The 24,884-nt window shown below is 69.9% G+C and carries 25 protein-coding genes; 9 read left to right on the forward strand and 16 right to left on the reverse strand.

The window, feature by feature from the left end; translation table 11 throughout:
* Nucleotides 1-11: 11 nt before the first annotated feature.
* A complete protein-coding gene (locus tag HCR12_RS00550) occupies nucleotides 12-1,628 on the reverse strand; it encodes an MFS transporter (RefSeq protein WP_166868410.1) in 1,617 nt (538 codons plus the stop codon).
* Nucleotides 1,629-1,689: 61 nt separating this feature from the next.
* Between HCR12_RS00550 and HCR12_RS00555 the strand changes: the two genes are divergently transcribed.
* The 3 genes from HCR12_RS00555 to HCR12_RS00565 are packed head-to-tail and all read left to right on the forward strand — an operon-like array spanning nucleotide 1,690 to nucleotide 3,394.
* A complete protein-coding gene (locus tag HCR12_RS00555; protein ID WP_166868412.1) occupies nucleotides 1,690-2,154 on the forward strand; it encodes a MarR family winged helix-turn-helix transcriptional regulator in 465 nt (154 codons plus the stop codon).
* Entirely contained in the window at nucleotides 2,151-2,480 is a 330-nt protein-coding gene (locus tag HCR12_RS00560; protein WP_166868414.1) for a chorismate mutase, read from the forward strand. Before HCR12_RS00555 ends, HCR12_RS00560 begins: the two co-directional genes overlap by 4 nt.
* On the forward strand, nucleotides 2,477-3,394 hold the full coding sequence (locus HCR12_RS00565; RefSeq protein WP_166868416.1) for an SDR family NAD(P)-dependent oxidoreductase: 918 nt from the start codon (nucleotides 2,477-2,479) through the stop codon (nucleotides 3,392-3,394). The genes HCR12_RS00560 and HCR12_RS00565 overlap by 4 nt, the downstream gene beginning before the upstream one ends.
* A gap of 79 nt (nucleotides 3,395-3,473) precedes the next feature.
* On the opposite strand, the gene HCR12_RS00570 is transcribed toward HCR12_RS00565, so the two are convergent.
* The 5 genes from HCR12_RS00570 to HCR12_RS00590 form a co-directional block, all read right to left on the reverse strand.
* Nucleotides 3,474-5,141, reverse strand: coding sequence for a hypothetical protein (locus tag HCR12_RS00570; protein ID WP_166868418.1), 1,668 nt, complete (start codon nucleotides 5,139-5,141; stop codon nucleotides 3,474-3,476).
* Between the two features lie 543 nt (nucleotides 5,142-5,684).
* Entirely contained in the window at nucleotides 5,685-7,133 is a 1,449-nt protein-coding gene (locus HCR12_RS00575; RefSeq protein WP_166868420.1) for a TolB family protein, read from the reverse strand.
* Between the two features lie 75 nt (nucleotides 7,134-7,208).
* Nucleotides 7,209-8,708, reverse strand: coding sequence for a TolB family protein (locus HCR12_RS00580; protein WP_166868422.1), 1,500 nt, complete (start codon nucleotides 8,706-8,708; stop codon nucleotides 7,209-7,211).
* 116 nt (nucleotides 8,709-8,824) lie between these two features.
* The gene (gene purL / locus HCR12_RS00585; protein WP_166868424.1) at nucleotides 8,825-11,116 is read right to left on the reverse strand and encodes a phosphoribosylformylglycinamidine synthase subunit PurL; all 2,292 of its coding nucleotides are present in this window, start codon (nucleotides 11,114-11,116) and stop codon (nucleotides 8,825-8,827) included.
* Between the two features lie 177 nt (nucleotides 11,117-11,293).
* Nucleotides 11,294-12,187 (reverse strand): endonuclease domain-containing protein, encoded by an 894-nt coding sequence (locus HCR12_RS00590; protein ID WP_166868426.1) that lies wholly within the window; start codon nucleotides 12,185-12,187, stop codon nucleotides 11,294-11,296.
* A gap of 150 nt (nucleotides 12,188-12,337) precedes the next feature.
* Here HCR12_RS00590 and HCR12_RS00595 point away from each other — a divergent pair, with 150 nt between their 5' ends.
* Both HCR12_RS00595 and HCR12_RS00600 read left to right on the forward strand, forming a co-directional pair.
* The gene (locus HCR12_RS00595; protein ID WP_224763550.1) at nucleotides 12,338-12,904 is read left to right on the forward strand and encodes an RBBP9/YdeN family alpha/beta hydrolase; all 567 of its coding nucleotides are present in this window, start codon (nucleotides 12,338-12,340) and stop codon (nucleotides 12,902-12,904) included.
* 61 nt (nucleotides 12,905-12,965) lie between these two features.
* Nucleotides 12,966-13,319, forward strand: coding sequence for a TraR/DksA C4-type zinc finger protein (locus tag HCR12_RS00600; protein ID WP_166868430.1), 354 nt, complete (start codon nucleotides 12,966-12,968; stop codon nucleotides 13,317-13,319).
* A 27-nt stretch (nucleotides 13,320-13,346) separates the two neighbouring features.
* Here HCR12_RS00600 and purQ read toward each other — a convergent pair whose 3' ends face one another.
* From purQ to HCR12_RS00625, 5 genes are read right to left on the reverse strand one after another with little or no spacing between them, the layout of a single operon-like run.
* Entirely contained in the window at nucleotides 13,347-14,051 is a 705-nt protein-coding gene (gene purQ / locus HCR12_RS00605) for a phosphoribosylformylglycinamidine synthase subunit PurQ (RefSeq protein ID WP_166868432.1), read from the reverse strand.
* On the reverse strand, nucleotides 14,051-14,296 hold the full coding sequence (purS, locus tag HCR12_RS00610; protein WP_166868434.1) for a phosphoribosylformylglycinamidine synthase subunit PurS: 246 nt from the start codon (nucleotides 14,294-14,296) through the stop codon (nucleotides 14,051-14,053). The genes purQ and purS overlap by 1 nt, the downstream gene beginning before the upstream one ends.
* Before the next feature lie 38 nt (nucleotides 14,297-14,334).
* Complete coding sequence (locus HCR12_RS00615; protein ID WP_166868436.1) at nucleotides 14,335-14,943, reverse strand: nucleoside/nucleotide kinase family protein; 609 nt, start codon at nucleotides 14,941-14,943, stop codon at nucleotides 14,335-14,337.
* A complete protein-coding gene (locus HCR12_RS00620) occupies nucleotides 14,940-15,722 on the reverse strand; it encodes an SGNH/GDSL hydrolase family protein (RefSeq protein WP_166868438.1) in 783 nt (260 codons plus the stop codon). Before HCR12_RS00620 ends, HCR12_RS00615 begins: the two co-directional genes overlap by 4 nt.
* Nucleotides 15,723-15,778: 56 nt before the next feature.
* Nucleotides 15,779-16,666, reverse strand: a complete 888-nt coding sequence (locus HCR12_RS00625; protein WP_224763552.1) for a VOC family protein — start codon at nucleotides 16,664-16,666, stop codon at nucleotides 15,779-15,781.
* Nucleotides 16,667-16,768: 102 nt separating this feature from the next.
* Here HCR12_RS00625 and HCR12_RS00630 point away from each other — a divergent pair, with 102 nt between their 5' ends.
* Nucleotides 16,769-17,674 carry a carbohydrate kinase family protein gene (locus HCR12_RS00630; RefSeq protein ID WP_166868440.1) on the forward strand — a complete coding sequence of 302 codons (906 nt, stop codon included), beginning with the start codon at nucleotides 16,769-16,771 and terminating at the stop codon, nucleotides 17,672-17,674.
* A gap of 15 nt (nucleotides 17,675-17,689) precedes the next feature.
* On the opposite strand, the gene HCR12_RS00635 is transcribed toward HCR12_RS00630, so the two are convergent.
* Complete coding sequence (locus HCR12_RS00635; protein WP_166868442.1) at nucleotides 17,690-18,592, reverse strand: phosphoribosylaminoimidazolesuccinocarboxamide synthase; 903 nt, start codon at nucleotides 18,590-18,592, stop codon at nucleotides 17,690-17,692.
* Nucleotides 18,589-19,875 (reverse strand): phosphoribosylamine--glycine ligase, encoded by a 1,287-nt coding sequence (purD, locus tag HCR12_RS00640; RefSeq protein ID WP_166868445.1) that lies wholly within the window; start codon nucleotides 19,873-19,875, stop codon nucleotides 18,589-18,591. The genes HCR12_RS00635 and purD overlap by 4 nt, the downstream gene beginning before the upstream one ends.
* A gap of 36 nt (nucleotides 19,876-19,911) precedes the next feature.
* Between purD and HCR12_RS00645 the strand changes: the two genes are divergently transcribed.
* Both HCR12_RS00645 and HCR12_RS00650 read left to right on the forward strand, forming a co-directional pair.
* Nucleotides 19,912-20,274, forward strand: a complete 363-nt coding sequence (locus tag HCR12_RS00645; RefSeq protein ID WP_166868447.1) for a sterol carrier family protein — start codon at nucleotides 19,912-19,914, stop codon at nucleotides 20,272-20,274.
* Nucleotides 20,275-20,318: 44 nt separating this feature from the next.
* Complete coding sequence (locus HCR12_RS00650; RefSeq protein WP_208320382.1) at nucleotides 20,319-20,660, forward strand: hypothetical protein; 342 nt, start codon at nucleotides 20,319-20,321, stop codon at nucleotides 20,658-20,660.
* Nucleotides 20,661-20,698: 38 nt separating this feature from the next.
* On the opposite strand, the gene HCR12_RS00655 is transcribed toward HCR12_RS00650, so the two are convergent.
* From HCR12_RS00655 to HCR12_RS00665, 3 genes are all read right to left on the reverse strand, one after another.
* Complete coding sequence (locus HCR12_RS00655) at nucleotides 20,699-21,619, reverse strand: Ig-like domain-containing protein (protein ID WP_166868451.1); 921 nt, start codon at nucleotides 21,617-21,619, stop codon at nucleotides 20,699-20,701.
* A 44-nt stretch (nucleotides 21,620-21,663) separates the two neighbouring features.
* Complete coding sequence (purF, locus tag HCR12_RS00660) at nucleotides 21,664-23,121, reverse strand: amidophosphoribosyltransferase (RefSeq protein ID WP_166868453.1); 1,458 nt, start codon at nucleotides 23,119-23,121, stop codon at nucleotides 21,664-21,666.
* Nucleotides 23,122-23,222: 101 nt separating this feature from the next.
* Nucleotides 23,223-23,651 (reverse strand): hypothetical protein, encoded by a 429-nt coding sequence (locus HCR12_RS00665; RefSeq protein WP_166868455.1) that lies wholly within the window; start codon nucleotides 23,649-23,651, stop codon nucleotides 23,223-23,225.
* 75 nt (nucleotides 23,652-23,726) lie between these two features.
* On the opposite strand from HCR12_RS00665, the gene purM reads away from it, so the two are divergent.
* Nucleotides 23,727-24,845, forward strand: coding sequence for a phosphoribosylformylglycinamidine cyclo-ligase (purM, locus tag HCR12_RS00670; protein ID WP_166868457.1), 1,119 nt, complete (start codon nucleotides 23,727-23,729; stop codon nucleotides 24,843-24,845).
* Nucleotides 24,846-24,884: the final 39 nt, after the last annotated feature.

Here is a 24,884-nt window from a genome sequence, read left to right on the forward strand (position 1 = left end):
CGATCACCTATCTACCTGCTCGATGACGATGACGCGGCGGGCTCGGTCTCGGGCGGCGTCGTGGCGGCGCCGTCGCGGCGGGTCGCCGACGCACCGAGTGAGAGTGTCGCGAGCAGACCGACCACGAGGAACCCCATGGCGGTGATCGCGTTCCAGCGGGCCGCATCCGTGAACGCCTCGCGGGCGATCTGGGCGACGATCGGCGACTGCTGCTCGAGACCCGGGATGGCTGCGCCCGCACTGTCGACGACGACGTCGACGATCTCGGTGCGGGTCTCGGCCGGAAGCGAATCCGGCAGCTTCGCGTCGAGGCTCGCGCCGAGCGAACCGAAGAGCACCGTTCCGAGGATCGCGATGCCGAGGGCCGAGCCCACCTGGCGCGACGTCGACTGCGTGCCCGACGCCTGACCGCTCTGCTCGATCGGCACATCCGCGAGGATCACGCCGGTGAGCTGGGCGGTCGCGAGGCCCACGCCGAAGCCGTAGACCGCGAGGCCGATGCCCAGCTGCCACCACTGCGCGTCGAGCGAGATGAACGCGGCGAGGATCCCGAGTCCGATGATCTCGGACAGCAGACCCATGCGCACCGTCCAGACGGGCGCGACCTTGCCGACCATGCTGCCGGCGGCGCCGGAGGCGAGGAACGAGCCGCCCGCGAGCGTCAGCAACAGGAAGCCCACGTGCAGCGCGTCGTAGCCGAGTGCGTTCTGCAGCCACAGCGGCAGCGACAGGATGATGCCGAATTCGCCGAGCGAGACGAGGAGCGCGGTGATGTTGCCGTTGCGGAACGAGGTGAGCCGGAAGAGCGAGAAGGCGATCATCGTCGACTTGCCCTGCTTCTGGCGGTGCAGACCCCAGGCGATGAAGGCGACGAGCGCGACGAGGGAGAGGGCGAACACGAACGGGATGGGCGAGATGCCGAGTGTCCAGAAGTCCGGGACCTTCTCCGACTCCCACCAGCCGAACGTGCGGCCTTCGATGAGGCCGAAGACGAAGCTCGTGAACAGCACGACCGAGAGCGCGGCTCCGACGAGGTCGAGCCGACCCGGCTGCGGTGCCTTCGACTCGCGCACCCACAGGAGCGCGCCGATGATGATGATGATGCCGAGCGGCACGTTGATGCCGAACGCCCAGCGCCACGAGAACGCGGTCGTCAGCCAGCCGCCGAGGAGCGGACCGACGGCAGCCATGCCGCCGATGGTGGAGCCCCAGATGGCGAACGCGATGCCGCGCTCGCGGCCGGTGAAGTTGGCGTTCACGAGGGAGAGGGTGGTGGGCAGGATCATGGCGCCGCCGACGCCCTGCACGACGCGCGAGGCGATGAGGAGCTCGCCGCTGCCGGCGAGTGCGGCGAGCACGCTCGAGGCGCCGAAGATGATGACGCCGAGGATGAGCATGCGTCGTCGGCCGATGCGGTCGGCGATCGTGCCGAACACGAGCAGCAGCGCCGCGAAGACGAGCGTGTAGGACTCCTGCACCCACTGCACTTGAGTGGAGGTGATGTCGAGATCATCGACGACGGCGGGGATGGCGACGTTGACGATGGTCGAGTCGACGATGATCAGCGACACGGCCACAGAGATGACGACGAGGCCGAGCCAGCGGCGCTTGTCGGGCGAATTCTCCACGGATTCTCTCCAAAGGTAAGCAAACTGAGTAAACTAGATTGTAGACCCGTAAGGAGCGCTCATGCACGACGAGATGTCCGACTGGCCCACTGGGCGGCTCCTCTCCGTCGCCGCGCGCTCCGTCGAGCAGGCGTGGCGCCGCACACTCGAAGATCTCGACCTCAGCCGCGCGGGCCTCATCGTGCTGCACCTGACCGGCTCCGGGCCGGTCGCCCTCAGCGAACTCGCGCGCGGAGCCCACGTCACCGTGCAGACCATGAGCCGCACCGTCGAGAACCTCGTCAAGAGCGGGCACGTGAAGCTGACGCGCGACGAGTCGGATGCGCGCCGCCGGCTTGTGGAGCGCACGCCGCTCGGCGACGAGACCTTCGCGCGCATCCACAACCTCGAGGGCCACGGATTCGACCAGATGGCCGAAGAGCAGCAGCTGCGGGCGCTCCTCCTCGAGATCATACGCACGCATCGCGGCGACTTCACGGGCGGTGCCACCCTCCTCGCGCATCCGGCCGCTACTCTCGAAGGGTGACCTCCGACGCACTCCACCAGGACCCGATCGCCGAACTCGCGGGCTACCGCAAGAGCATCGACAACATCGATGCGGCGCTCATCCACCTGCTTGCAGAGCGCTTCAAGTTCACACAGGCCGTCGGGCGACTGAAGGCCACGAGCGGCATGCCCGCCTCCGACCCGGGCCGCGAGAAGGAGCAGATCGCGCGACTCCGGGCGCTCGCGGAGGACTCGCACCTCGACCCCGAGTTCGCCGAGAAGTGGTTCACCTTCGTGGTCGCCGAGGTCATCCACCACCACGAGCGCATCGCCAACAGCGGTGCCGGCGGCACCTCGCCGGAGTGAGCTGGGACCCGCGCGCGCTCCCGTCGCTCGCGGGACGCACCGTCGTCGTCACGGGCGGCAACGCCGGGATCGGCTACTTCATCTCCGAACAGCTCGCGGGGGCGGGTGCGCGGGTCGTCATCGCGTCGCGATCCGCCGAGAAGACGGATGCGGCGATGCGCTCCATCCGCCTGCGCGTTCCGGGCGCCGAGCTCGCGCACGTGCCGCTCGACCTCACCTCGCTCTCCTCGGTGCGTGAGGCGGCTACGGCGCTCGCCGCGTATCGGCCGCTGCATGGCCTCGTGAACAACGCGGGTCTCGTGCTCACGCCTCGGCATCGCGCAACCACCGTGGATGGTGTCGAGCTCGCCATCGGCGGCAACTTCCTCGGGCACTTCGCCCTCACGGCGCTGCTGTTCCCTGCGCTCGCCCCGGATGCGCGCGTCGTGGGCCTCGGCAGTCTCTCGACGCGCATGAGCCGGCTGCACCCGGACGACCTCTGGTCTGAGCATGCGTACGCCCGCTTCCGCGCCTACGCCGCGTCCAAGCACGCGGTGCAGATCTTCGGGTTCGAGCTCGCGCGCCGTCTCGACGCGGTGGGCGATGCGCGCCGCTCGCTCATCGCCCACCCGGGGTGGGCCACGAGCGCCTACGCGAGCCCTCGCCCCGGCATCACCGACCGGAACCCTGCACCTGGGCGTGTCTTCGAGAGGCTCACCGGATGGGTCGGCCAGGGCAAGGACCGTGGCGCCTGGGAGCCCGTGCGCGCGTTCGCCGATCCTGACGCCCCCAACGGCGGTTACGTCGCGCCGCGGTTCGGGCTCGCGGGTGCCCCCGTCCTCATGCACGCGCCTGCGCGCTCGACGGACCCCGAGCTCGGAGCCGCAGTATGGGCGGACGCCGAATCGCGGTCAGGGGTGCGGTTCCCCGTCTAGCCGTACGGGCAGCGGGCACTCGCGCTCCGAAGACGGAGGGCGAGCGCCCGCTGCGAGCGGGGGGTCGGGGGTCGGTGGGTCAGTGGGGGCGGCGAATCGCGCGGGTGCGCACGGCGAGCAGCGCACCGCCCGCTGCGAGCAGCGCCAGTGCGCCGGCGCCGATCGCGAGGCCGGATGCGCTGAGTCCCGTCGCAGCCAGCTCCTGATCGCGCACCGTGAAGACGCAGGAGATCTGCGCACCCATCGTCGCGGTCGCCGGGGCGTCAGCGATCTTGAGGGAGATCTGCGAAGCGGATGCGGAGGCGAACGCCGTGTCGCCCACGCCCGTGGTGCACTGGACCGTCACAGCGAAGCGCGAGGTCGGGCCGGTCGCGGTGAGCGAGAGGTCGAGAGTGCCATCCGCGAGGATCGGCAGGGCTCCGATCCTCTCCGCCTGGAGACCGCGGCCGGTTCCGGAGGTCGTGGCCGGTCCGAACGCGTACGCGGAACCGGATCCGAGGGTCTGGGTGCCGGAGATCGTGAACTGCTCATCCGCTCCGCGATCCGTCTGCACATCCACCTGCACGGTGAGCGTGGGCGGGCCGGTGTGGGTGGCGAGATCGACCCAGCTGACGTCAGCCGACTTGACGCCGTTCGCCTGGCTCGGGCCGAGGGCGGAGAAGTCGACAGGGTTGGTGAGCGTGTGGGTGTTGCCCTGCTCGACGATGAGCTTGCCCGAGCGAGTGAAAGCGAGCCCGTTGTAGGCAGCGCCGGCGTGCGTGTTGTAGACCGTGGGCTGGCCCGCGGTGCCGATCGTCGCGGCGGGCGCGATGGTCGGGACCGGTCGCGTGTCGGCGACGGGGTCGATGTTGGGCCGGTGGCCGAAGTCCGCGTAGTCGAACGTGGCCATCATCGCCGGCCCGGGGCCGCCTGACTTCGTGGCGTCATGCAGCACGCTGGTCACGAGGATGAGGTTGCCGCTGCTGTCGAAGGTGATGTCTCCGTTGAGCAGCTGCGGCAGCTCGAGGTTCACTGCGCTGTTCTTGAAGAAGTCGATGTGGGCGACCTCGCCGGTGGCGACGTTCCCCAGGCTCACCTGTTTGGGGTCGTAGCGGTAGAGGTGCGCCCGGACGGCTTCGGCCCAGCGGCTCGGCTCGGAGACGCCCGCGCTGGTGGCCGAGGCCTCGCTGGTGAAGTTCGAGAGGTAGATGAAGTAGTACGCACCGTCGCGGGGGTTGACGGCACCTCCGTTGATGTTGCCGCCGCCGCGCGAGTTGAGCTGGAAGTTCTGGGCCACGCGGGTCGGGGTTCCGAGAACGCCCTGCGGGTGCGCCTCGCTCGGTGCCTCGACGAGCTCGACTGACCAGATGTCGATCGTCCCCACCTGGGACTCGCTGCCGAGCTGGGTCGTGAAATAGAACATCCCATCCGGTGAGACGCCGAGCGCGTTGGCGTTATCGCGCAGCGAGTTGCTCGTGCCGGACTTCACGGGAAGGTCGATCAGCTCGCCGCCGAGAAGGACGTTGTCTGCGGAGATGGAGTTGGTGCGCTCGTCGTACGTCACCTGGCGAATGCCCGCCGCGATCGGGCGGTTGAGGTAACCCTGGCGGGCCTCGAGCACGTAGAAAACACCGTCGGCGGGCGGCGCAACTGCGTGCGCCGGCGCGTCAGACGACGTAGCGGCGACGCCCATTCCGATCATCAGCGCGGAGGCGGCGGCGAGCAGGCGTCGAGTGTGGGCGAACGGGCGAGTGGGGGCGGGTGTCATGTGGCGCGTCTCGTGTCGCCGAGCCGTGGGGCCAGCCCGGGTTGGATAAGTGACACCTCAACAATATCGGAGCGCAGATTGGCCCACCAGAACCCCGAACGGGGTGACGGCGCGGGCTCGGCAGCTCCCGGATGAAGGCCGTGGTGCCGGCGACGGTATCGCGAACGAATACGTGGAAACCCGTGCTGGTGACGAGGGCGAGCGTGGTGGCCTGGACCGGTACGAGACGAACCTTCCGTCACCCGAGATCGCGGGGGTGTAGCTCGTGCCGTCGCTCTGGGTGCCGTCGGTGGCGGTGGAGATGCGGGTGATGGTGCCCGCGATCCTGTCGTGCACGAAGATGTCTTCGACGCCGTTGGTGTCGCCGGGAACTGGCTGCGGTCGTCGCCCTGCGGGTCGTCGGCCTCGGCAGTCTCTCGACGCGGATGAGCCGCGTGCACCTGGACGACCTCTGGTCAGAGCACGCGTGCGCCCGCTTCCGCGGCTATGCCGCATCCAAGCAGGCCGCCCCCAGGAGGTTACGTCGCGCCGCGCTCGCGGATGTCAGTTCGCGCGTGGCCGGCGAGCAGCGAGAAGCCCGAGGATGCCGGCCCCTGCCACGAGGGCGGCGAGGCCGAGCGCGCCGAAGATCGAGCTGTCGGCGCCGGTCTCGGCGAGTGCTGCGCCCGGAGTGGCCGTGGGTGTGGGCGCGGCTGCGGGTGTCACGTGAAGGAAGATGTCGGTCACGTCGTTGGTGTCGCTGTCGACGAGGTTGTTTGCGTCTGAGGTGAACGCGATGGCGCGCCCGTCAGCGGAGATCGCGGGGGCGGAGCTGGTGGGGACGTGGTCGCCTTCGATGTGGCGGGAGATGAGCGATGTGGTGCCGGTGGTGGTGTCGTGGAGGAAGACGTTGCCCCAGCCGAAGATCTCGCCGGTGACGAGGTTGGTCGCGTTCGAGGTGTAGGTGACGTAGCGTCCGTCGGCGGAGATCGCGGGGTTCTGGCTGGAGTCGTCGCCTTGTGTGCCGTCGGTGTGGGCGGAGATGAGGGTGGTGACGCCGGTGGTGGTGTCGCGGAGGAGCACGTCGTACGTGCCGTTGCCGTCTCCCGAGAACAGGTTGGCTGCGAATGTCTCGAAGGTGACGTAGCGTCCGTCGGCGGAGATCGCCGGGTTCTGGCTGACGTTGTTTCCCTGCGTGCCGTCGGTGTGGAGCGAGACGCGGGTGGTGGTGCCGTGGGCCGTGTCGTGGAGGAATACGTCCCCCCAGAGGTTCGTGTCACCAGAGACGAGGTCGTCGGCCCACGACGTGTAGGCGATGTAGCGGCCGTCGGCGGAGATCGCGGGGCCGAAGCTGTTGCCGCCGCCTTGGGTGCCGTCGGTGTGGCGGGAGATGAGGGTGGTGGTGGCGGTGGTGGTGTCGTACACGAACACGTCTTCGGATCCGTTGGTGTCGCCGGTGACGAGGTTGCTCGCAAGTGATGAGTACGCGATGTAGCGGCCGTCGGCGGAGATCGCGGGACCGTAACTGACGTCGTGGCCAGGTGAGACGAGGGTGGTGGTTCCGGTGGCTGTGTCAGAGAGGAACACGTCCCAGGTGCCGTTGAAGTCACCGTCGACGAGGTTGTCCGCCTCTGACTCGTACGCGATGTAGCGGCCGTCGGCGGAGATCGCCGGGCCGTAGCTGCTGTAGCTGCCTTGGCTGCCTTCGCTGTGGCGGGAGATGAGCGTGGTGGCACCGGTGGTGGTGTCGTGGAGGAACACGTCAGATGCGCCGTTGGTGTCGCCGGGAACGAGGTTGTCCGCGTCTGAGTGGAAGGCGATGTAGCGCCCATCGGCGGAGATCGCGGCACCGTCACTCTCGTTGTTGCCTCCGGTGCCGTCGCTCGCGACCGAGACCCGGGAGATTGTGGCCGCACCAGTGGCGCTCGCCGACGAGGCGAGGCCCAGGGCGAGCATCCCCGCCACTCCGAGTGCAGAAGCGGACATTGCGGCGCGGCGAGATGTGGTGGTCACCCGAGGAATCCTAGTGAACGGTGGTCTTGGCGCGCTTCCCCCCGGATGAGGGGCATTGGTGACGGGAGCTCGGTTTCAGTTCGTCCGCGTGTGCGGGCGGCGTGCGGCGAGCAGGCCGAGGATGCAAGCACCTGCCACGAGGGCTGCGAGGCCGATCGCTGCGGGGGTGGATCCGTCGGCGCCGGTCTCGGCGAGTGCGGCCCCCGGCGTCGCTGCGGGAGTGGCGGTGGGGGCGCTCGTGGGGGTGGGGGCGGGGGCGGGAGCTGCGAAGAGGAATACGTCGATCCACTCGTTCTCGTCGCCATCGACGAGGTTGTCTGCCCATGACTCGTAGGCGATGTAGCGGCCGTCGGTGGAGATCGCGGGACCCTCGCTGCTGCTGTTGCCGGGTGTGCCGTCAGTGTGGCGCGAGATGAGGGTGGTGGTGCTCGTGGCGGTGTCGCTGAGGAATACGTCCCAGGCGGCGTTGGTGTCGCCCGTGACGAGAGTGCTCGCATACGACTTGTAGGTGATGTAGCGGCCGTCGCCGGAGATGGTGGGGTGCTGGCTCCAGCTGTCGCCTTCGGTGCCGCCTGTGAGGCGGGAGACGAGGGTGGTGGTGCTGGTGGCGGTGTCGTGGAGGAATACGTCGGGATAGCCGCCGTCGTCGTCGTCGTCCACGAGGTTGTCTGCCCGTGATTCGTAGGCGATGTAGAGGCCGTCGGCGGAGATCGCGGGACCGCTGCTGCTGTCGTTGCCTTGGGTGCCGTCAGTGTGACGGGAGATGAGGGTGGTGGTTCCCGTAGTGGCCTTGTAGAGGAAGATGTCGTGCGCGTCATTGCTGTCGTCATCGACGAGGTTGTCTGCCCATGAATCGTAGGCGATGTAGAGGCCGTCGGCGGAGATCGCGGGACCGCTGCTGCTGTCGTTGCCCTGGGTGCCGTCGCTGTGGCGGGAGATGAGGGTGGTGGTGCCCGTGCTGGTGTCGAAGAGGAAGATGTCCGCGGAGCCGTTGCTGTCGTCGGCGACGAGGGTGGTCGCGTACGACTCGTAGGTGACGTAGCGCCCGTCGGCGGAGATCGCGGAGGCGTAGCTGTCCTTGTCGCCTTGGGTGCCGTCAGTGTGGCGCGAGATGAGGGTGGTGGTGCCCGTGCTGGTGTCGAAGAGGAATACGTCTGCGGAGCCGTTGCTGTCGTCGGCGACGAGGGTGGTCGCGTACGAGTCGTAGGTGACGTAGCGCCCGTCGGCGGAGATCGCGGGGTCGAAGCTGCCGTAGTTGCCCTGGGTGCCGTCGGTGTGGCGGGAGATGAGGGTGGTGGTGCCCGTGCTGGTGTCGAAGAGGAATACGTCTGCGGAGCCGTTGCTGTCGTCGGCGACGAGGGTGGTCGCGCTGGAGTGATAGGCGACGTAGCGCCCGTCGGCGGAGATCGCAGGGGAGTGGCTGTTCTGGTCGCCTTCGGTGCCGTCGCTCGCGATCGAGACTCGCGTGGTGGTGACTGCGCCGGTCGCGCTCGCTGAGGCGGCGAGGCCCAGGGTGAGCAGTCCTGCGACTCCGAGAGCGAAAGTGGACACGATGGCGCGACGGGGGGTGAGCATGTGAGGAATGCTAGCGACCTGCCGCTCCGAGTGCGCTTCCCCCGTATGGGGGTGTCCCCGTGCAACAGAGGGGGCGCGAGGCCGAAGCCCCACGCCCCCTTCAGCAGCAGATCGGATCAGGCGAAGCGCGCGCGCAGCGTCTCCGTGAAGGTCTTCGACAGCTCGTCCAGCGACGCTGTGAAGACGTCCTGCACCTCGAGAGCGGGCTCCGAGTCCGTCACGCCGATGCGGAGGACGGGGTAGCCGCGGCCCTCGCACAGGCGCGTGAACTTCACATCCTCCTCGCGCGGCACCGCGACGAGCACGCGACCCGTCGACTCCGAGAAGAGCGCCGTCGCGACATCGACGCCGTCGCGCGCGATGAGCTCATCGAGGAACACGCGGGCACCCACGCCGAAGCGCAGCACGCCCTCGGCGAGAGCGATCGCGAGACCGCCGTCGGAGAGGTCGTGGGCGGCGTTCAGAAGACCCTCGTGCGCGGCGGCCTGAAGAAGCCCGCCGAGGTTCATCTCGGCCTCGAGGTCGACCTTCGGCGGGCGTCCGCCGAGGTGGTCGTGCACGACGCCGGCCCACGCCGATCCGTCGAGCTCGAGGGCGGTCGTGCCGAGCAGGTACAGGTTGTCGCCCGCATCCTGCCAGCCCGACGGCACGCGGCGGCCCACGTCGTCGATCGTGCCCATGACGGCGATGACGGGCGTGGGGTGGATCGGCACATCGCCCGTCTGGTTGTAGAACGACACGTTGCCGCCCGTCACGGGGATGCCCATCGTGAGGCAGGCGTCCGAGAGGCCCTCGACGGTCTGGCTGAACTGCCACATGACCTCGGGGTTCTCGGGGCTGCCGAAGTTGAGGCAGTCGGAGACCGCGACGGGCGTCGCACCCGTCACCGAGACGTTGCGGTAGGCCTCCGCGAGAGCCAGCTGCGCACCCTGGTACGGGTCGAGGTAGCAGTAGCGGCCATTCGCATCCGTCGCGAGCGCGAATCCGAGACCGGAGGTCTCGTCGACACGAACCATGCCGCCGTCGTCGGGGTAGCTGAGGGCCGTGTTGCCGAGCACGTACTTGTCGTACTGGCTCGTGATCCAGCTCTTGTCGGCGAGATTCGCAGAGCCCAGCAGCTGCAGCACCTGCGCCTTGAGCGCGGGACCCTCGGTGGGGCGGGGCAGAGCGGATGCGGTGTCGGCGTTGAGCGCGTCCATCCACGTGGGGTAGCTGAGCGGACGCTCGTACACCGGACCGTCGATCGCGACCGTGCGCGGGTCGACGTCGACGATCGTCTCGCCCTTCCACTCGATGATGAGGCGGCCCGTGTCGGTGACCTCGCCGAGCACGCTCGCCTCGACATCCCACTTCTTCGTCACCGCGAGGAAGCCCTCGAGCTTCTCGGGGGCGACGACCGCCATCATGCGCTCCTGGCTCTCCGACATGAGGATCTCCTCAGCCGTGAGCGACGGGTCGCGCAGCAGCACGTCGTCGAGGGTGATGTGCATGCCGCCGTCGCCGTTGGAGGCGAGCTCGGAGGTCGCGCACGAGATGCCGGCGGCGCCCAGATCCTGGATGCCTTCGACGAGCTCGTTCTTGTAGAGCTCGAGGCAGCACTCGATGAGCACCTTCTCCATGAACGGGTCGCCCACCTGCACGGCGGGGCGCTTGCGGCCCGAGCCCTCATCGAACGACTCGGATGCGAGGATCGACGCGCCGCCGATGCCGTCGCCACCCGTGCGGGCGCCGAACAGCACGACCTTGTTGCCCACACCGCGCGCGTTCGCGAGGTGCAGATCCTCGTGGCGCAGCACGCCCACCGCGAGCGCATTGACGAGCGGGTTCGCCTGGTAGATCGGGTCGAACCAGGTCTCGCCGCCGATGTTCGGCAGGCCCAGGCAGTTGCCGTAGAAGCTGATGCCCGAGACCACGCCGGGAACGACGCGCGCCGTGTCGGGGTGGTCGATCGCGCCGAAGCGCAGCGCATCCATGACGGCCACGGGGCGCGCACCCATCGAGATGATGTCGCGCACGATGCCGCCGACGCCCGTCGCCGCACCCTGGAAGGGCTCGACGTAGCTCGGGTGGTTGTGGCTCTCGATCTTGAAGGTGACCGCCCAGCCTTCGCCGATGTCGACGACGCCCGCGTTCTCACCCATGCCGACCATGAGGTTCTTCTTCATCTCGGGCGTGACCTTCTGCCCGAACTGGCGCAGCCACACCTTGCTCGACTTGTAGGAGCAGTGCTCGCTCCACATGACGGAGTACATGGCGAGCTCGCCGCTCGTGGGGCGACGGCCGAGGATCTCGCGGATCTTCGCGTACTCGTCGTCCTTCAGCCCGAGGGCGCCGTACGGCTGCTCCTTCTCGGGTGTGGCGGCTGCGTTCTCGACGGTGTCGACGACGTGCGTCGAGGGAGTGCTCACGGGGGTTGCTCCTTGAAACGGGGCGGATGTGACGGCGCCTCCATCCTACCGGCGCGCGCATACGCCGATGGCGGTGCGCGCGAACAGCCGTGCCGCGCATCGAGACGGCGCTTTCGACCCCTCCTGGAGTGAATTCGGGGTCGGAACTGACGTCTCGGCGCGGGTGCGCGGCGCGGCTCAGCGAGTGAGCGCGGAGCGGATGCGCGCGAGCGTCTCCGGGAGGTCGGGCCCGAGTCCGCGGGCGCGCACCCGGATGACGCGGTATCCCGCCTCGGTCGCCCGGTCGAAGCGCCGGATGTCGCGGTCGTACTGATAGGTCGAGGTGCGGTGCTGATCGCCGTCGTATTCGGCGATCACGCGACGGTCGGGCCAGGCCAGGTCGAAGTATCCGATGTGTCGGCCGCGTGCATCCCGGATGGCGACGCCGCACTGCGGATCGGGCAGTCCCGCATCCGCGAGCAGCAGCCGCAGCAGCGTCTCGGCCCGCGACTCGACCCCCTCCCGTACACGCGCGGCCGCGCGGCGGGCGGCGCGCACGTGGCGCCCGGTCGCGGCCTCCATGTGCGCGCGCAGCTCGTCGAGCCCGATGTGGGGGCGGATGTCGAGCGGGTCGAGCACGCGAGGGTCGAGCACGAGGTGGTCGCCCGCCGCCACGAGATCCTGCTCGCGGAGCACCCCAGCGGCTTCGAGGAACGCGAGCGCGGGAGGCGACCCGGGAAGCCCGTGCCGGGTGACCGGCTCGGCGCGCGGGCCATCATGCCCGACCATCCCCGCGCGACGCGGGCGCGTCCGCCCGCTCGCCGCGCTCACGTGCACGGGGTGAGGCGGGTGAGGAAGGGGCGCTCCCCAGAGCGCGAGCGCTGTGACCCCCGAGAAGCGGTCGCCGGGTCGTAGCAGCGGCGCATACCCTTCGATCGCGCTCAGGGCGCCGTCGCGTCGCGCGCGGACGCCCCGGAACGGGCGCTCGAGGTCTCTGCCGCGCAGGCGCGAGGCGGAGTGCCCGAGCGCCAGGGCCTCGGCGACGGTGAACGACACACCGAGCTTCGGCTCGAGAGGTGTGCGGCGCGGCATCCCTCGATCATGTGATCCGAGGCCCCGGCGCGCGCACACTCATCCACAGGGGCATCGAGACGTCGATTCCGACCCATCCGAGGGGGGCTATCGGGTCGAAAGTGACGGCTCAGCGGGGGCGTGGCGAGTGGGTGCGCCAGGATGGAGAGTATGAGCATCCGCCGCGTCATCATCCTGCACGGCTACACCGCGCACCCCGGCAAGCACTGGTTCGGATGGCTCGCCGAGCAGCTCGCCCCGCACGGCATCGAGACGCACATCCCCGCGCTTCCCAACACCGACAGCCCGGATGCGGCGGCGTGGACGGATGCGGCGCTCGCCGCCATCGGCACCCCGGCGTCCGACACGGTCGTCATCGGCCACAGCCTCGGCACGATCACGGCGATCCGCGCCCTCGGTCGCGCGTTCGCCGCCGACGAGGATGCCCGCCTCGGCGGCCTCGTGCTCGTGGCGCCGTTCGTCGATCCGGTTCCGGGGCTCTCCGAGCTCGACCCGTTCGTCGATGACGTGCCTGAGCTCGCGCCCCTCGCCGGGCGCATCGACCGCCGCCTCGCGATCCATTCGGACCACGACTCTGTCGTGCCGATCGCGCTCGCGGCCCCCGTGATCGCGGGGCTCGACGCGGAGGTCATCGAGGTCCCCGGAGGCGGGCACCTCATGGAATCCGAGGGATGGACGACCCTGCCCCCGCTCGTCCCCTGGATTCTCGCGGACTGACGCGCTTGGATGTGGGCGTGACCGCATCCATCTCCTCGCCGACCGCGATCGCGGGCCGCGGATGACGCCCGAGCCACAGGCCGCGCTCGGCTGGATCGCGGCGCGCCGCGCCCGGGTCGAGGAGCGGCTCGCATCCGTCGAGGGTCGGCTCGTGAGTGTGCGCGAGGCGCGCAGCGAATGGTCGGATGAGGAACACGATCCCGAGGGCTTCGCGCTCACCTTCGAATGGCAGCAGGCGGAGGGAGCGGCTCGCGAGCACCGACAGGAGCTCGTCGAGCTCGATCAGGCCGCGGCGCGCGTGCGGGAGGGGCGCTACGGGATCTGCACGGTGTGCGGCAACCCGATCCCCGACGCGCAGCTCGAGCGCACGCCCACGCGCACGACGTGCGTGGCGCACGCCGCCGCGCGACGCTAGAAGCGCAGCCGCCGGGCGCGCCGAGCCTCAGACGCGGGCGAGCAGGCTCTCGACGGCCGAGGTGAAGAAGCGCAGGCCGTCGACGCCCGAGCGCATCGCGGCGTCGGTGTCGGGGCCGAAGCCCGCCTCGACGGCGTGCTCGGGGTGGGGCATGAGGCCCACGACGTTGCCGCGCTCGTTCGTGATGCCGGCGATGTCGCGGAGCGATCCGTTGGGGTTCACACCCACGTAGCGGAACGCGACGAGCCCTTCGCCTTCGAGGCGGTCGAGGGTCTCCTCGGAGGCGATGTAGCCGCCTTCGCCGTTCTTCAGCGGGATGACGATCTCTTCGCCCGCGGTGAACGTGTTGGTCCACACGGTGTCCGCGTTCTCGACGCGGAGGGTCTGGTCGCGGCAGATGAAGTCGCCGTGGTCGTTGCGGATGAGGCCACCGGGGAGCAGGTGCGATTCGACGAGCACCTGGAAGCCGTTGCAGATGCCGAGAACGGGGAGGCCCTTGTTCGCGGCGTCGATGACCTCGGCCATGATGGGCGACTGCGCGGCGATCGCGCCGCAGCGCAGGTAGTCGCCGTAGCTGAAGCCGCCGGGCAGCACGATCGCGTCGACGTCCTTCAGGTCGTGCTCGCCGTGCCAGAGGGCGACAGCCTCCGCGCCGGCGAGACGCACCGCGCGCTGCGCGTCGCGGTCGTCGAGCGAGCCCGGGAAGGTGATGACGCCGATGCGCGGGGCCATCAGACGACCTTCACCGCGACGACGTCTTCGATGACCTGGTTGGAGAGGAAGTCCTCGGCGAGCTTCTGCGCCTCGGCGAGCACCTCGTCGGTGACCTCGCCCTCGACGGTGATCTCGAAGCGCTTGCCGATGCGCACATCGGCGAACGCGCTGTGGCCGCGCTTGGCGAGCGCGCCTGCGGTGGCCTTGCCTGCGGGGTCGAGCAGCTCGGGCTTCGGCATGACCTCGACGACGATGGTGGGCACGGCGGATCTCCCTGAATTTTCGAGGGGCGGGGACCTCCTCAGTCTACGGGCACCTGCATGTCGGCGCGGTTCGCGCCCGCGCGGATGAGCGCGGCGTTCTGCTCGTCGGGGCCGAGGGCCCACGCGCGGGCGGCATCCGGGGTCTTCCCGTGTCGGATGTGGCGCGCGATGAGGCGCTCCTGGCGCACGTTCGCGTCGAGCTGCAGGAACGCGGTGATGTCCAGCAGCGGGGCGATGCGCTCCCATCCGTCGGCGTCGTGCAGCAGGTAGTTGCCTTCGACGATCACGATGCGGTGGCGCTCCTCGATCCGGATCGCGTCGGGCACGGCCTCTTCGGTCCCGCGGTCGAAGTCGGGGGCGGCGACGGGCACGTCGTCGGCGAGGAGGGCGACCAGCAGCGCGGCGAATCCGTCGACGTCGAACGTGTCGGGTGCGCCCATCCGATCACGGCGCCCGAGCTCTGCGAGCTGCGCCTGCGGCAGGTGGAAGCCGTCCATGGGCACGACGATCGCGTCGTCGCCGAGGTGGATCGCGAGGCCTGTCGCGAAGGTCGACTTGCCGGCGCCCGGCTCCCCTGTGATGCCGACGATCACGCGGCCGTCTGCGGCGAGCTCGCGGATGCGGGCGGCGAGGTCGAGGGCGCTCATCCGTCGATCTGGCGTCCGGCGTGCTCGATGCGGCGCAGGCCACGCGTCCACGCTTCGTCGATGGCGAAGCGCGCCCAGTCGGCGTAACCGGAGGCGGAGGGGTGGAAGCCATCGCGCGCGAAGAACTGCGGACCGTACTCGGGCGGGAGCGCTTCGGTCATCATCCATCGATCATCTCGCGCCACAACGGTCTGTGCGGCGTGTTCGAGGGCGCGGGCGTGCCGGTGCAGCACGCTGCGCAGCGGTTCGGGGAGCACCTCGAACCGCGCGAAGACGGGCAGGTTGGAGACGAGGATGAGCGCATCGGGGTGGCGGTCGCTGACGGTCTCGAGCAGGGTGCGGAGGTCGCGCGCGTAGGCGCGGGCGCTGCGGGCGCTGAGGGCGTCGTTGGCGCCGAGGCTCACGAAGACCAGATCGACGGGCCGTGCGATGGCGTCGGTGAGGTGGTACGTGAGGAAGTGCTCGGTGTCGGCGCCGCTGCTGCCGATGGCGCGCCACATGACGCCGCGGCCCGTGCGGGCGCTCAGCTCCCGGGCGACGGATGCCGCGAGGCCGTCATCCTGGGTGTCGACACCCACGCCCGCGGCGGTCGAGTCGCCCGCCACGACGAGGCGCAGCGCGCTGTGGCCGTCGACCCGCCCCTCCCACGGGCGCGCAGCTTCCGGGAGGTGCTCGATGCTCGCCTCCAGCGCCTTCTTCTGCTTCAGGATGCGCGGCGCGCGCAGCAGAAGCTGCAGGCGTGTGGCGCGCGGAGCGGAGGGGTGCTGGGGGGTGGGCACGATCTCAGATTCTACGTGGGTGAGTGCTGCTCACTCGCGGGGATCGGCTCCTGCGGCTACCCGCGTTCGGGGGTGGTGACGAGGATGAGGTTGCCCCACGGGTCGTCGACCTCGACCGCGCGGCCGTCGTCGCGGGTGGCGATGCCGTAGTGGTCGAGGCGCTCGCCGAGGGCTCCGAGGTCGTCGGTGCTCGGCACCTCGATGTCGACGCGACCGAGGCCGAGGGTCTGCTGGCGGCGGCCGGCGCCGCGCGAGTTCCACACGTTCATGGCCATGTGGTGGTGGTATCCGCCGGCGGAGACGAACACGGCCTGGCCGGGGATTGCGATGGTCTCGTCGAAGCCGAGCTGGTCGACGTAGAAGGCGCGCGCGGTCTCGGTGTCGCCGACGGAGAGGTGGATGTGGCCGACGCGCGCGTCGCCCGCGAGGGGGCCGGAGAGTCCCTCTTCGGTCATGTTCTCGGCGAGGAAGCGGTTGGGGTCGAGGAACACGGTGCCCATCTCGATGGTGCCGTGCACCCAGCTCCAGCTGCTGCGTTCGGTGTCCCAGTAGAGCTCGACGCCGTTGCCTTCGGGGTCGTCGAAGTAGAAGGCGTTGGAGACGAAGTGGTCGCTCGATCCGGTGAAGGTGCCGGGGTGCTTCTGCGCGACGGAGTACACGGCGGCGGCGAGGGCGGCTTTGGTGTCGAAGAGGATCGCGGTGTGGAAGAGGCCGGCGTCGCGTGGGCCGGCGTGGCGCAGCTCGGGGGTGTGGTGCAGCGCGACGACCGGGCGCGGGCCTTCGGCGGCGTTCGCGCGGCCGAGCACGACGCGGGGTCCGGTTGCGTCGAGCACGTCGAGGCCGATGGCGTCGCCGTAGTAGCGGGTCATCCCGTCGAGGTCGGCGACGTTGAGGGTGACGGCGCCCATGGAGGTGTCGGCGGCGAAGCGTGTGGTCTCGGTCATGATGCGTACAACTTACTTGAAGCTACAACTATTCCGCAATCGGGCGCGGCGCCGCTCAGGCATCCGGCAGGATGGGGGCGAATGCAAGGAGGCGATTCAGCCATGGATCAGCGCACCGTCCTCGTGATCGGCGAGAGCCTCATCGACGTCGTTCCCCGCAACGGCATCGATGAGCGGATCGTCGGCGGCTCGCCCGCCAACATCGCGTTCGGGCTCGGCCGCCTCGGCATCCCCGTGCGCTTCCTCACCGGCATCGCCAGCGATCCCGATGGCGAGGCGATCGCCTCGCACCTCGCGAGCTCCGGTGTGCAGCTCGACGACGCATCCTGGGCGCTCGGCGCCACGAGTGTCGCCCGTGTCGAGCTCCAGCCCGACGGCTCCGCGCGCTACGACTTCACGATCGACTCGAGCCTCCCCGAGCCCGAGCTTCGCGGCGAGACCGTCGTGCACATCGGATCCATCAGCGCGTTCCTCGCGCCCGGGGCGGATGTCGTCGAGCAGTTCATCCGCACGTTGCCGGATGACGTGCGCGTCACCTTCGACCCCAACATCCGCGCGAGCCTCGTCACCGACCATGAGGCCGCCGTCGCGCGCTTCGAGCGTCTCGCCTCACGCTGCACGCTCGTGAAGATGAGCGACGAGGATGCCGAGTGGCTCTACCCCGCGCTCGAGCTGCCCGGTGTGCTCGCGCACGTGCGCGGCCTCGGCGCCGCGCTCGCCGTCATCACCCGCGGAGGCGAGGGCGCGCTGCTGCAGAGTGCGGCCGCGGATGCCGTAGCCCGCGCCCCGAAGGTGACCGTCGCCGACACGATCGGCGCGGGCGACACGTTCATGACGGCGCTCATCTCGCGCCTCGCGACCGACCTGCCGGGCGACCTCGCGCTCGATGCTGCGGCGCTCGTGGAGCTCGGCTCCTTCGCCGCGACCGCGGCTGCCATCACCGTGCAGCGCACGGGCGCCGATCTGCCGTGGCGCGCCGAGCTCGATGCGGCGCTCGCGGCAGGCTGAGCGCGCCCGCGGCGCTCAGTACGTCAGGCGCTCGATGAGCTCGCGGTAGCGGGCCGCGGTGCGCTCGACGATCTCGACGGGGAGCGTGGGCGGGGTGCCCTGCTTGTCCCAGTTGTCGGCGAGCCAGTCGCGCACGATCTGCTTGTCGAAGCTGTCGAGGCGGTTCGCGCCGCCCGCGGCGTAGAGCTCGGCGTCCCAGAAGCGTGACGAATCCGAGGTGAGCACCTCGTCGCCGAGCGTGATCTCGCCCGTCTCGGGGTCGCGTCCGAACTCGAACTTCGTGTCGGCGAGGATCACGCCGCGCGCCTCGGCGATCGCCGACGCCTGGGCGAAGATCGCCAGGCTCAGGTCGCGGATCGCGGTGGCATCCGCTTCGCCCACGAGCTCGATGGTCTGCTCGAAGGTGATGTTCTCGTCGTGCTCGCCCATCGGCGCCTTGTAGGCGGGCGTGTAGATCGGCTCGGGCAGGCGGTCGCCGTTCTGCAGGCCCGCGGGCAGCGCGATGCCGCACACCGACTGCGTCTGCTGGTACTCGGCCCATCCGGAGCCCACGAGGTAGCCGCGCACGACCGCCTCGATGGGGAACATGTCGAGGCGCTTCACGAGCATCGCGCGCTCGGCGATGTCCGCCGGAAGCGGGGTCTCCAGGGCGGCGAGGCCGCCGCGCGTCGGCTCGACGAGGTGGTTGGGCACGTCGAGCTGCGCGAACCACCACAGGCTCAGCGTCGTCAGCAGGGCGCCCTTGCCGGGAATGCCGGGCTCGAGCACATGGTCGAAGGCGCTCACGCGGTCGGAGGCGACGACGAGGGCGCGGCCCGGTTCGAGATCCGAGAGGTAGAGGTCGCGCACCTTGCCCGAGTACTCGTGCTTCCAGCGGAGCGCGGCGAGGCGCGAGTCGCCGGAGCCTGCGGCGGTCACTGGGCGACTCGCTCGGCGATGTCGCGGCGGTGGTGGCTGCCCTCGAGAGTGATCTTGTCGAGCGCCTCGTAGGCGGCGCTGCGGGCGGCGCGGAAGTCAGCGCCGCGCGCCACGACGCCCAGCACACGGCCGCCGGTCGCGAGGTAGCGCCCGTCGACGACGCTCGTCGCCGCGTGGGCGATCGTGACGCCGGGAACGGATGCGGCCTCCGCGAGCCCCGTGATCTCGCGACCGGTCACCGGGTCCTCCGGGTAGCCCTCGCTCGCGAGCACCACCACGACCGCGGCCTCGTTGGAGAACTTCGGATACGGCAGACGGCCGAGTCCGCCCGTCGCGGCGGCGAGCAGCAGCTCCGAGAGCGGGGTCTCGAGGCGCGGCAGCACGACCTGCGTCTCGGGGTCGCCGAAGCGCGCGTTGAACTCGATCACCTTGACGGCGCCCGCGGACGGCGAGCCCTCATCCGCGACGATGAGTCCGCAGTACAGCAGACCGATGAACGGCGTGCCCTCGGCTTCGAGGGTGCGGACGGTGGGGAGCGCGACCGTGTCGAGCACCTCGTCGACGAACGACGACTCCGAACCCCAGCGGGCGTTGAGCCACGGCAGCGGCGAGTACGCGCCCATGCCGCCCGTGTTGGGGCCGGCGTCGCCGTCGAAGGCTCGCTTGTAGTCCTGGGCAGGGCTGAGCGGCACCACATCGTGGCCGTCCGAGAGGAAGAAGAGCGAGACCTCCTGGCCCGTGAGGAACTCCTCGACGAGAACCGGACCGTGCTGCAGGTAGTACTCGGCGTGCGCGATCGCGGCGTCGCGGTCCTCGGTCACGAGCACGCCCTTGCCGGCGGCGAGACCGTCGGCCTTCACGACATGCGGGGCGCCCAGGTCGTCGAGAGCCGCCACGAGCTCCTCGCGGGTGGTGGCGCGCACGGCGCGACCCGTGGGCACGTTCGCGGCATCCATGATGCGCTTCGCGAACGCCTTCGAGCCTTCGAGTGCGGCCGCCGCCTTGCCGGGGCCGAACACCGGCACGCCCTTCGCGCGCAGCGCATCTGCGACGCCCGCGACGAGCGGAGCCTCGGGGCCCACGACGACGAGCTCGATCCCGTTGTCGAGCGCGTAGTCGGAGACGATGGCGCCGTTGGTGGGGTCGAGGCTCACCGTCTCGACCTCGGCCGCGATGCCGGCGTTGCCGGGGGCGGCGGTGATCTGGTGGCCGGCGTTCTCCGCGAGCAGAGCGGAGACGATCGCGTGCTCACGAGCACCGGAGCCGAGAACGAGGATCTTCACCCGTCAAGGTTACCGGCGTCGGGGTAGCGTCGAGGCGTGGCTGTGCGACGCAGGATCGACCCGGACGCGGGGCGTGCCGCCGTGCGCGCCTGGCAGGGGGGCACATCCGATCGCAGCACGACCGCGACCGCCGTGCGATTCCTGCTCGAGCAGCTCGCCTCCGACCACGAAGGCAACTCGGTCGAGGTGCGCGTGCCGCCCTTCGGGGCCACCCAGGCGATCGAGGGCCCGCGGCACACGCGCGGCACCCCGCCCAACGTCGTCGAGATGGATGCCGCCACCTGGCTCGAGCTCGCGACGGGGGCTCTCACCTGGGATGCCGCGGTCGATGCGGCGCGCGTCTCGGCGTCGGGAACGCGGGCCCACCTCGGCGACGTGCTCCCGATCCGCTGGAGCTGACGAGCAGCGAGCGAGCGCTCAGGCGGGTGCGCGACAATGGAGGGGTGACCGAGCTTCCGAACCCCGCCGAGCAGACGCCCGACGACGCCCCGACGACCGCCCCGGCCGTCGAGACGTACGAGACGACCGTGCGCCGTGCGCCCAAGCTCGGTGTGTTCCTCCTGGTGGGCGGCGCGCTCGGCGCGCTGCTGACGCTCATCATCACGAGCCTGTTCCCCGCGGATCCCGCGTTCGGCTTCGCCGCGTCGTACGGCTACTTCCTGATCTACGGCGTGCCGTTCGGCGTGCTCGTAGGTGCCCTCATCGGCCTCGCGCTCGACCGCCGCAGCAAGCGCCGCACGCACACCGTCGTGGTCGAGCACGAGCGCGTCGACGACGACCGCTGACCACCCGCTGACCTCTCGAGCGGTCGTCGAGCCGGGAGCTAGGCCTGAATCTGGCGGCGACGCGCGAGCATCGTCGAGCCGAGGATCAGTGCGGCGATTCCCCCTGCTGCGCCGAGCCCAATGGAGGACTCGGGGCCGGTTGCCGCCAGCTCCAGCGCAGCGGGCGCCGGTGTCGGCTCGACGGCGACTGGCGCCCCGGCGACGGTGATCTCGACGGCATCCGACTGTGCCTGGTGCACCGCGGCGGTGCCCGAGTACACCGCGACGATGGAGTGAACGCCCGCGGCGAGACGCGTGCGGAAGGATGCAGCCGACCCGGAGGGCGGGACCGCGCTCACGCCGAGGATCGTGTCGCCCGCAAAGAACTCGACGGTGCCCGTGAGGTCGAGGTCGGGCGTCGCGGCGGCGACGGCCGCATCGAGGACGAGTTCCTCGCCATCCGTGAGGGTGGTGGCGGCCGCGCCGAGGCTGATCGACGAACTGATCTTCACGGGGGTGGCGAATTCTCCGGGCCCGGTGACGCTCCAGGTGAAGGTACCGAGCCAGCCTTCGCGGCCCGCGCCGACGATCGTGTAGGTGGTGCCCGCGAAGAGGGTCACCGTGCCCGAGGTGTCGATCGCGATGAGGCAGTTGCTCACATCCGAGTTGTCGAAGGTGCCCTCGAACACCGCGATGTACCCGTCAGAGCCCCCTCCTAGGGTGTCGGTGAAGGTGTAGTCGCCGGTTACTGACACCGAAGCGGTCAGGCTCTCGTAGTTCCGGGAGCGGTTCGACCAGTTGATCGGTAGGCTGCAGTCTCTCTCGTACGAGGGGTAGCGGCTCGTCATCGGGGATGATCCGGTCACCGTGTACGAATACGTGGTCGTGGTGGGCGGCGCGGCGAGCGCGGGGGATGCGGCGCCTACGCTGAGCACGGTCAGTACGACAGCGGCGAGAACAGTGAGTGCGGGGCGGAGCATCCCTCCATCCTAGTTGGACAGAGTCCAAAATTGACTGCCGCCTATCAGCTGAGCTGGGTGCGCTCGACCCACTCGAGGTACTCGGGCGTGACCGTGCCGGTGACGTAGTCGCCCGTGAAGCAGCTCATCTCGAGCTCGGTGATGTCCGACCCCTCGAGGATCGCCGACTTCATGTCCTCGACCTCCTGGTAGATCAGGTGGTCCGCGCCGAGGGCCGTCGCGATCTCCGGGATCTTGCGGCCCGCGGCGATCAGCTCGGCGCGCGTCGGCATGTTGATGCCGTACACGTGCGGGAAGCGCACGGGCGGCGCGGCGGAGGTGAAGGTCACCGAGTTGGCGCCCGCGATCCGGGCCATGTCCACGATCTCCTTCGACGTCGTGCCGCGCACGATCGAGTCGTCGACGATGAGCACGTTCTTGCCCTTGAACTCGCTCGACATCGCGTTGAGCTTCTGCTTGACGCTCTTCGTGCGCTGCTCCTGGCCGGGCATGATGAAGGTTCGGCCCACGTAGCGGTTCTTGTAGAAGCCCTCGCGGTATTCGATGCCCAGCTTGCGGGCCACCTGCATCGCGGCGGGGCGGGCCGAGTCGGGGATCGGCATGATGACGTCGATGGCGCCTGAGGGCGTGTACTTGGCGATCGTGTCGGCGAGGCGGTCACCGAGGCGCAAGCGCGCGTCGTACACCGAGATGCCGTTCATGATCGAGTCGGGGCGAGCGAGGTACACGTACTCGAACGAGCAGGGGATCAGGCGCGGGTTCTTGGCGCACTGGCGCGAGTACAGCTCGCCCTGCTCGGTGATGAAGATCGCCTCGCCTGGGGCGACATCCCGAACGACCTCGTAGCCGCCGGCTTCGAGGACGAGCGACTCGGAGGCCACGACCCACTCGGCGCCCACGAGGCCGTCGCTGCGGCGTCCGAGGATGAGCGGGCGGATGCCGAAGGGGTCGCGGAATGCGAGCAGGCCCTGGCCTGCGATGAGCGCGATGGCCGCGTAGGAGCCCTCGACGCGCTCGTGCAGAACCTCGATCGCGTCGAACACCTGGTCGGGGTCGAGGTCGGCGCCGCGGATCTGCGACTGCAGCTCGTTCGCGAGCACGTTGACGAGCAGCTCGGTGTCGGAGCTCGTGTTGAGGTGGCGGCGGTCGGTGCGGAAGAGCGCATCGGTGAGCTCGCGCGTGTTGGTGAGGTTGCCGTTGTGCACCAGCACGATGCCGTAGGGCGCGTTCACATAGAACGGCTGCGCCTCTTGTTCCTTGTCGGCGTCGCCGCGCGTCGCGTAGCGCACGTGGCCGAGACCCATCGTGCCGAGAAGGGTTCGCATGTCGCGCGTGCGGTACGCCTCGCGCACCTGCCCCTTCGCCTTGAACATGTGCAGCGTCGACCCTTCCGAGGTCGCGATGCCGGTGGAGTCCTGGCCACGGTGCTGCAGCAGCGAGAGGCTGTCATAGACCGACTGATTGACGGGACTCGATGAGACGATGCCGACGATGCCGCACATGCTGCGGGCTGCTCCTGAGGGTCGAGAGGCTGCACCAGAATCAGGTACGCCCCATCTTCCCACACGGATCATGCGGGGATCCGGGCGCACCTGAACGGGCGTCAGCCGAACACGAGCGCCGGAACCTCCTCGACCCCCGCGGGGTCGTGGACGGTCGCGCCGCCGGCGGCGCGTGTGTAGGGGATCACGACGCGGATCGAGACGCCCGCGCGGTGCTCGAGGTGCACCGCGATCGCATCCCCCGATGCGGTGGTCGCGTCGCTCACGATCGCGGTCGCCCTGATCTGGTCGCTGTTCAACGCGAGCACTTCGGAGAGGGTCGCGATGTGCGCGGACGCATCGCCGTCTCCCGTGGACTCGCCGTCGGACGCCATCAGGGCGACAGTGCCCGAGAGATCCATGTGCGCGGCGTAGGGGATGAACCCCTCGCCGTGCTCGATCTGGGACGCCGCGAAGCCCGGTGCGGAGAGGAAGATGCGGTCGAGGTCGTTCTGCGTGTCTTCATCGAACGCGTCACGCCATGAGGCCATGTGTTGCTCCCGTGTGGTGGTGGTGTGGTGGTGGTGTGCGGCGGGGAGGCTCCGCACGCCGACTAGTCTGGCAGGGTGACGAGCACCCCCGCATCCCATGGCGACGCGAGCTACGCGGCCGCCGGAGTCGACACAGCAGCAGGCGACCGCGCGGTCGAACTCATGAAGGCTTCCATCGCCCGCACGCACGGTCCTGAGGTGATGGGCGGCGTGGGCGGTTTCGCGGGGCTCTTCGACGCCTCCGCGCTGCTCGGATACCGCAAGCCGCTGCTCGCCACGAGCACCGACGGCGTCGGCACGAAGATCGCGCTCGCGCTCGCCGTCGACAAGCACGACACGATCGGCCAGGACCTCGTGGCCATGGTCGTCGACGACATCGTCGTCGTGGGGGCGAAGCCGCTCTTCATGACCGACTACATCGCCACCGGCAAGGTGCACCCCGAGCGCATCGCGACTCTCGTCGCGGGTGTCGCCGAGGCGTGCGCGGCCACCGGCACGGCGCTCGTCGGCGGCGAGACCGCCGAGCACCCGGGCCTCATGGCCCCCGATGACTACGACATCGCGGGTGCCGCGGTGGGTGTCGTCGAGGCGGATGCGGTGCTCGGGCCGGAGCGGGTGCGCTCGGGTGACGTGGTCATCGCGATCGAATCCTCGGGCCTGCACAGCAACGGCTTCTCGCTCGTGCGCCACATTCTCAACGGCCGCGGCCTCGCCTACACCGACCACGCCGATGAGCTCGGCGGGGTCGTGGGCGAGGTGCTGCTCGAGCCGACCCGCCTCTACACGTCGCCGCTTCTGCAGGTGATCGCGGAGGTGCCCGGGGCGATCCACGCCCTCAGCCACGTGACGGGCGGCGGCATCGCCGCCAACCTCGCGCGCGTTCTGCCGAAGGGCGCCTGGGTCGAGCTCGACCGTTCGACGTGGAGCCCGCAGCCCGTGTTCCGCACGCTCGCCGAATGGGGCGGCCTGTCGCTCGGCGACACCGAGTCGACCTGGAATCTGGGCGTCGGATTCTTCGCCGTCGTCGAGGCGTCGGCCGCGGACGCGGTCGTGCGCTCGCTCGTCGCTGCGGGCCTTCCCTCGTGGGTGGCTGGCACGGTCTCGATGGACGCGCGCGACTTCGCCGGGTTCGAGCAGGGCGCGAAGGGCGTCGACGGCGGTGCCGTGCGTCTCGTCAGCTCCTACGCCGACTGAGCGGAACCCGGCAGGGGCCGTCCACGCCGCTGGCCTCCG

It is taken from the genome of Salinibacterium sp. ZJ70 (assembly GCF_011751865.2).
In the GTDB taxonomy this organism is placed as follows: domain Bacteria; phylum Actinomycetota; class Actinomycetes; order Actinomycetales; family Microbacteriaceae; genus Homoserinibacter.

What these genes read in the sequence shown, in the direction of transcription:
- HCR12_RS00615 (WP_166868436.1), bottom strand. Translation starts at nt 14,943, where the DNA reads ATGAGCGCCCTCGACCTCGCCGCCCGCATCCGCGAGCTCGCCGCAGAC.
- HCR12_RS00655 (WP_166868451.1), bottom strand. Translation starts at nt 21,619, where the DNA reads ATGCTCCGCCCCGCACTCACTGTTCTCGCCGCTGTCGTACTGACCGTG.
- HCR12_RS00555 (WP_166868412.1), top strand. Translation starts at nt 1,690, where the DNA reads ATGCACGACGAGATGTCCGACTGGCCCACTGGGCGGCTCCTCTCCGTC.
- purQ (WP_166868432.1), bottom strand. Translation starts at nt 14,051, where the DNA reads ATGGCCCCGCGCATCGGCGTCATCACCTTCCCGGGCTCGCTCGACGAC.
- HCR12_RS00600 (WP_166868430.1), top strand. Translation starts at nt 12,966, where the DNA reads ATGACGCCCGAGCCACAGGCCGCGCTCGGCTGGATCGCGGCGCGCCGC.
- purF (WP_166868453.1), bottom strand. Translation starts at nt 23,121, where the DNA reads ATGTGCGGCATCGTCGGCATCGTCTCATCGAGTCCCGTCAATCAGTCG.
- HCR12_RS00625 (WP_224763552.1), bottom strand. Translation starts at nt 16,666, where the DNA reads ATGACCGAGACCACACGCTTCGCCGCCGACACCTCCATGGGCGCCGTC.
- HCR12_RS00595 (WP_224763550.1), top strand. Translation starts at nt 12,338, where the DNA reads ATGAGCATCCGCCGCGTCATCATCCTGCACGGCTACACCGCGCACCCC.
- HCR12_RS00580 (WP_166868422.1), bottom strand. Translation starts at nt 8,708, where the DNA reads ATGCTCACCCCCCGTCGCGCCATCGTGTCCACTTTCGCTCTCGGAGTC.
- HCR12_RS00665 (WP_166868455.1), bottom strand. Translation starts at nt 23,651, where the DNA reads ATGGCCTCATGGCGTGACGCGTTCGATGAAGACACGCAGAACGACCTC.
- HCR12_RS00570 (WP_166868418.1), bottom strand. Translation starts at nt 5,141, where the DNA reads ATGACACCCGCCCCCACTCGCCCGTTCGCCCACACTCGACGCCTGCTC.
- HCR12_RS00590 (WP_166868426.1), bottom strand. Translation starts at nt 12,187, where the DNA reads ATGCCGCGCCGCACACCTCTCGAGCCGAAGCTCGGTGTGTCGTTCACC.
- HCR12_RS00630 (WP_166868440.1), top strand. Translation starts at nt 16,769, where the DNA reads ATGGATCAGCGCACCGTCCTCGTGATCGGCGAGAGCCTCATCGACGTC.